The organism is Streptohalobacillus salinus (assembly GCF_003201605.1).
GTDB classification, from domain to species: Bacteria; Bacillota; Bacilli; order Bacillales; family Amphibacillaceae; genus Streptohalobacillus; species Streptohalobacillus salinus.
The window spans coordinates 1-5,897 of record NZ_QJJR01000025.1 but is presented as its reverse complement, the minus strand read 5'-3'; the positions used below and the strand labels follow the sequence as shown (position 1 = coordinate 5,897).

The 5,897-nt window shown below is 37.9% G+C and carries 7 protein-coding genes; 5 read left to right on the top strand and 2 right to left on the bottom strand.

Annotated features, from left to right (window positions below; genetic code table 11):
- The first annotated feature begins 862 nt into the window (after window positions 1-862).
- Entirely contained in the window at window positions 863-2,200 is a 1,338-nt protein-coding gene (locus DES38_RS11770) for an APC family permease (protein ID WP_110252275.1), read from the top strand.
- 111 nt (window positions 2,201-2,311) lie between these two features.
- On the opposite strand, the gene DES38_RS11765 is transcribed toward DES38_RS11770, so the two are convergent.
- Complete coding sequence (locus DES38_RS11765) at window positions 2,312-2,986, bottom strand: peptidylprolyl isomerase (RefSeq protein WP_110252274.1); 675 nt, start codon at window positions 2,984-2,986, stop codon at window positions 2,312-2,314.
- A gap of 72 nt (window positions 2,987-3,058) precedes the next feature.
- Here DES38_RS11765 and DES38_RS11760 point away from each other — a divergent pair, with 72 nt between their 5' ends.
- Window positions 3,059-3,820, top strand: a complete 762-nt coding sequence (locus tag DES38_RS11760) for an N-acetylmuramoyl-L-alanine amidase (protein WP_110252273.1) — start codon at window positions 3,059-3,061, stop codon at window positions 3,818-3,820.
- A gap of 73 nt (window positions 3,821-3,893) precedes the next feature.
- Here DES38_RS11760 and lexA read toward each other — a convergent pair whose 3' ends face one another.
- The gene (lexA, locus tag DES38_RS11755) at window positions 3,894-4,517 is read right to left on the bottom strand and encodes a transcriptional repressor LexA (RefSeq protein ID WP_110252272.1); all 624 of its coding nucleotides are present in this window, start codon (window positions 4,515-4,517) and stop codon (window positions 3,894-3,896) included.
- Window positions 4,518-4,707: 190 nt separating this feature from the next.
- Here lexA and DES38_RS11750 point away from each other — a divergent pair, with 190 nt between their 5' ends.
- The 3 genes from DES38_RS11750 to DES38_RS12205 all read left to right on the top strand — a co-directional run.
- The gene (locus DES38_RS11750; protein WP_110252271.1) at window positions 4,708-5,370 is read left to right on the top strand and encodes a YneB family resolvase-like protein; all 663 of its coding nucleotides are present in this window, start codon (window positions 4,708-4,710) and stop codon (window positions 5,368-5,370) included.
- A 38-nt stretch (window positions 5,371-5,408) separates the two neighbouring features.
- Window positions 5,409-5,633 (top strand): DUF896 domain-containing protein, encoded by a 225-nt coding sequence (locus DES38_RS11745; protein WP_110252270.1) that lies wholly within the window; start codon window positions 5,409-5,411, stop codon window positions 5,631-5,633.
- Window positions 5,634-5,754: 121 nt separating this feature from the next.
- Window positions 5,755-5,897, top strand: a 143-nt coding sequence (locus DES38_RS12205) for a hypothetical protein (protein ID WP_146206385.1), incomplete at its 3' end; no start/stop codon positions are given.

The window sequence follows — 5,897 nt, the reverse complement described above, 5'->3', positions numbered from 1 at the left end:
TTCCGTAGGAAGAAAAAAGACTTATGCGATAGGCATAAGTCTTATACAACAAAGTTTTTATTTTTAATACTGTCTACTTGACACGTATCAGTTCAGTTGGGTGTCCATGTCTTTTTTGTTTGTTTTAAAAAACATTTTGTAAATCCTTGATTTAATATGTATAATAATGAGGGCCGAAATGAATATACGTATCGTTGAATTGGATTAGAGAGAAAAGACTTACTCATTATACAAATAATCATCATAGGGATAAGTTTTATCACACAAGATTCAATCATCAATCCATTTAAAGCATCACCGATAAATGAAACCTCGAAAACATACCAATGACCACGACGTGATGGCTAATGGGACGTATCCCACAAATGACTAAGCCCATCATTCTCACAAAACCTATCAATATTGTCTTGGGAATTATATAACTAGAGCAACGGCCTATGACAATGGTTGGGTAACAAGTGAAGAGAAGTTACAGCAAGTCACAGATGAAAAAAGTATTGTATCGATCGCGTTTATAACAGCGAAGAACAATTACCAAAAACTTCTGATCAACAATATTTTGAGTGCGGCATTGATTATCAAGGTGATCATATCGGGACCAAACGACGTGTTTATGCAAACATTGACTTAATCTTTGATACAGATTGATCACAACCAAACGTTCATTCACATAGAAGCTTGGAATAAAACACTGTGTACAGTTAAAAGAAACGCTATTAAAACATTATCAGCTATTTATTTCGTTGTTAACACAGTTAGCTAAAGAAGATAAGCTGATATTATTTGTTGCCGAAGTTAACAAATTCACACCTATACTCAGACAGATCGTTATTTGGTCAATTACTAGAAGGAGAGTGTCATTATGGAATCCATTCAATTAAAAAAAAATCTAAAAACAATTGATCTCGTTTTATTAGGCCTTGGTGCGGTCATTGGAACAGGCATTTTTGTTGTAACCGGCACCGCTGCAAATAGCTATGCAGGACCAGGGCTTGTTTTTTCTTTTATCTTAGCTGGTTTTGTTATCTTTTTAATGGGTCTATGCTATGCAGAACTGGCGGCCCGTTTTCCGGTTGTCGGAGGGCCCTATGCTTATATGCTGCAAATTGCCGGGAAGCAAATTGCTTGGGTAGCAGGTTGGTATACGATTTGGGAGTACTTACTTGCGAGTGCTTCAGTCGCTTCAGGCTGGTCAGGTTATATGAACGGGTTTTTAAATGGATTTAATGTAGCGCTACCGATCGCATTTCAAGCATCATTTAATCCTGAAGCTGGCACATACGTCGATTTGATCGCAGTCACGATGACGTTATTGATTACATGGCTTGTTTCATTTGAAGCTAAAAAAGCGTTACGGTTAAATAACCTGATGTTTTTTGTGAAGTTTGCAATTATTGCTTTATTTATCATTGTTGGAGCTTTCTTTGTCGAGCCAGCGAATTGGACACCGGTGATGCCGTTTGGTTTTTCCGGTATCGCTAGTGGTGCTGCACTTGTATTTTTTGCTTTTCTAGGTTTTGATGCGATTAGTATGGCAGCAGAAGAGGTGAAAGATCCTCAGAAGAGTTTACCTAGAGGGATCTTTTTTGCGATTGGTATTTCTACCGTTCTTTATATTATTGTGACTTTAGTGCTTACAGGTATAGTACCTTACACTGAATTAGATGTAAAAGATCCTGTTGCCTTTGCCTTACGCTATGTCGATCAAAATGTTTTAGCAAGTATTATTTCAATCGGAGCAATATTGACTTTATTGACTGTACTAATTGCCATGCTGTATGGTCTGGCTCGTTTACTTTACGCAATGAGCAAGGGAGGCCTTTTGCCACGTTACATGTCAGAAGTGAACCCAAGGACAGGCGTCCCTGTAAAAGCAACATGGACAGCGGGCGGATTAGCAGCTTTCTTTACGGGGATTGTTCCTTTGCAGCAGCTAGCAGAAATTACAAATTTGGTGACACTTGTCGTGATGATGATGCTTGCAGGTGGGGTTATTGCCTTACGAAAACGCGAAGGAAAACCTACGACCGGTCACTTTTACGTCCCGTTTGTGCCCGTCTTACCCCTTATCGCTATTGTTGTAACAGCCTATCTCTTGCTCCAGTTATCATGGATAACATGGCTCTTATTTATTATCGTCAGTATAATTGGTGCTATTATTTATTGGCTTTACCAACGTGGCTCAACATTAGACGTATAGGCGTCATAATAATGAAATAGAATATTTAAAAAGGATCACCTAGTGTATGTTTCTAGGTGATCCTTTTTGGTAAGCCTGTAATTTCTAGTCTAGACGATTATAAGTTGATGACTATTTATACTCGGGTGTGTCATAAGTGATCCCTTTTTTATCAACCGTAATGGAACGCATTACTTCATCATCAAGTGGTAAATCATTATTATCTGTATTGACTGCAGCAATTCGATCAATGACATCGAGCCCTTCAATCACTTTCCCAAAAGCTGCATACTGTCCATCAAGATGGGTTGAATCTTTGTGCACAATAAAGAACTGAGAGCCGGCTGAATCAGGAGACTGTGAGCGGGCCATTGAAATGACGCCACGTTCATGCTTAATCGGATTATCAAAGCCATTAGCGCTAAATTCACCTCGGATTGAGTAGTCTGGCCCGCCAAGTCCATTACCATAAGGGTCTCCTCCATGGATCATAAAATCTTCGATGACGCGATGAAAAATCAAACCGTCATAATATGATTGATCAATTAAAGAAATAAAGTTACGAACAGTATTTGGTGCGGCATTGGGATATAACTCAAATACAATCGCTTCTCCTGTTTCCATTGTGATTGTAACTTGGGGGAATTTATCTTCTGCGATGGTAGGTTCTTTCGTTTCGTTTGCTTTTGGTTCGCCGGTTTCGATCTGTTTTGTCTCTGCCGATTCTTTATCCGATGTGTTTTGGCAAGCGACCAATATGAATAAAAGCAAACCGAGCGATATGAGTAGCATTTTTTTGTTGTACATGTTGTCTTCCTCCTTTTTGCAATCTCTCGTATTATAGCATGAAAAATTTAATCATTGAAAGGGTGTTTATCAATGCGAATATTTATTGATGCTGGACATGGCGGAGGAGATCCTGGTGCCGTTTCAAATTTAGTGAAAGAAAAGGATCTTACCTTAGCGATAAGCAATCGAATCATAAGCATGTGCATGGGAAATCCTAATTTAATTGTTTCTCGATCGCGCGGTGTTGATCAGAGTGTCAGTTTAAGTGAAAGGGTTCAAAAAGCGGAACGATTTAAAGCGGAATTATTATTATCGATTCATATCAACGCGGGGGGTGGTAGTGGATTTGAAAGTTATATCTTAAATAAAATGTTTAAAAACAAACAGCATACTGAAGCCATGCAAACACGTTTACATCGTACAATAATTGATAACATTGACTTTAAAGATCGAGGTCAAAAACAAGCAAACTTTTACATGCTTCGGCAATCATCAATGCCCGCGATCCTTACTGAAACAGGCTTCATCGATCACGAGCAGGATCGAAAGAAATTAATGCAAGACCACAACTTAACTATAATTGCACGTGCACATGTTAAAGCAATTGAAGCACTTGTAAGAGAACAAGAAGATACGCGAGAGAAAGAACAGTTGATCTCGGGCTCGTTTCGACTGAAACATCATGCCGTTAACAGACAAGTTTATTTAAGCTCAGTCGGAATCAATAGTGAAATTAGGCATCAATTCATTGACCAGGACAGTTACTATCGTGTCGTTATTGACCAAACTTTAGATAAAACATGGGTTATTCGTAAATTAAAGGCGTTAAATCAACCATATTTTATCATTTAGAGTTGGCTCATCCGGACCGATAGCATCATTAAAAAAATTAAAAAGCTTAAGGACATCGATGTCCTTAAGCTTTTTAATGCATATGGCGGTATAAACCGACAACTTTTCCTAAGATAGAAACATTTGTGTACAGTAATGGTTCCATGTTTGGGTTTTCGGGTTGTAATCGGATGTGGTTTTTTTCTTTGAAGAATCGTTTAACGGTTGCTTCATCATCATCAGTCATCGCGACAACAATATCACCATTCTCTGCCGTGTTTTGTTTTCTAATGATAACCATATCACCATCTAAGATACCAGCTTCAATCATGCTTTCACCTTCGATAACTAAGACGAAAATATCAGAATCACCATTCGTTAGGTGACTAGGGATAGGAATAAATTCTTCGATGTTTTCAACAGCTGTAATTGGAATCCCTGCCGTTACTTTACCAATAACTGGTGCATAACTGACGTCACCTTTAGGAATGCCTGAATCATCTTCGGTGTTCATAACTTCAATTGCGCGGGGTTTTGTTGGGTCACGTCGAATGAATCCCTTTTTCTCTAGTCGAGACAAATGGCCATGCACGGTTGAACTCGATGCAAGTCCAACAGCTTGGCCAATTTCACGAACTGAAGGTGGATAGCCCTTTAACTGCACCTGTTCTTTAATGTAATTAAGTATGGCTTCTTGCCGTTTTGAGAGTGTATGCATAAGGTAGTAACCTCCATGTTTCATTTTTTTAAATTATAACACGAACATACGTGTTTTACAAACGTTAGTTCGTTTGACTATTGACTTAGGAAACGAACGTTCGCTATGATATGATTAAGTTGTGTCATGGTTTTAACTCGACCAATTAATTATATACGATCAATGTACACAAAGGAGCGTTTGAAAAGAAATGAAAGCAATCATATATTGTCGCGTGAGTACAGATAAAGATACACAACAAACATCATTGGTTAGGCAGGAGACAGAATTAACAAAGTTAGCAGCAGCTGCGGGGATGGAGGTTGTTGTTTCAATAAAAGATAGCGCAAGTGGTTATACAGTTGATCGCGAAGGAATGTTAGCCGTCCTTGACCTCTGTCAAAAGGAAGATATTGACTGTGTACTCGTTCAAGATGAAACGCGATTAGGGCGTGGTCATACTAAAATTGCCCTTTTTCATCAATTAAGTAAGTTAAATGTAAAAATCTATTCTCTATCTGAACATGGACCGATGCGCTTTTCAGAATCTGATCAAATGGTCCTTGAAATTATTTCAATCGTTGAAGAATACCAACGAAAAATTCACAATTTAAAAATCAAGCGAGGGATGAAGCAAGCAATAGCAAAGGGATATCACCCTGAAAAAAACTTAAGAAATAATGATCAAGCAACTGGAAGAAAACGCAAAAACTTTCCTATTGAAGAGATCATTCGTTTAAAAGAAAATGGATTAACATACAAAGATATTGCACTTACTTTAAGAGGATTGGGTTTTGATGTCTCAAAGGCTACGGTTCATCGTCGATACCAAGAACACCTATCACTTGCAGAAACGAATGAAAATTCGTTATGATAGGTTTGTGCGAAAAAAGTTTAAGGAGACATGTTTATATGCTATCAAAAGATAAATTAGATCGAATCAATGTTTTGGCAAATAAAGCTAAACACGAGAAATTAACTGAGGATGAAAAAAGCGAACAAGAAATTTTACGTAAAGAATACCTAAACAACGTGCGCAAATCATTTAAGAATCAGTTTAAAGGCATGAAAATTGTCGATCCAAATGGGGAAGATGTGACACCGCAAAAAGTAAAGGATTTACGCGGTAAAAATTAAGGTATTTCGATAAACGTGCAATTAATGCTTGTATATTTAGCGTTTTCATTATAGGATATTAATTGTACGTACATATTTAATGTATAAATCTGCACAAATTTTGAAAGGGGATGTAAGTTTAATGACAAACCAAACGCAACAAACTTCAATTAATGCGATTCGCACACTCTCAATTGATGCGATTCAAAAGGCAAACTCTGGTCACCCAGGATTACCGATGGGGGCTGCTCCAATGGCATACACACTATGGACAGAGTTTATGGA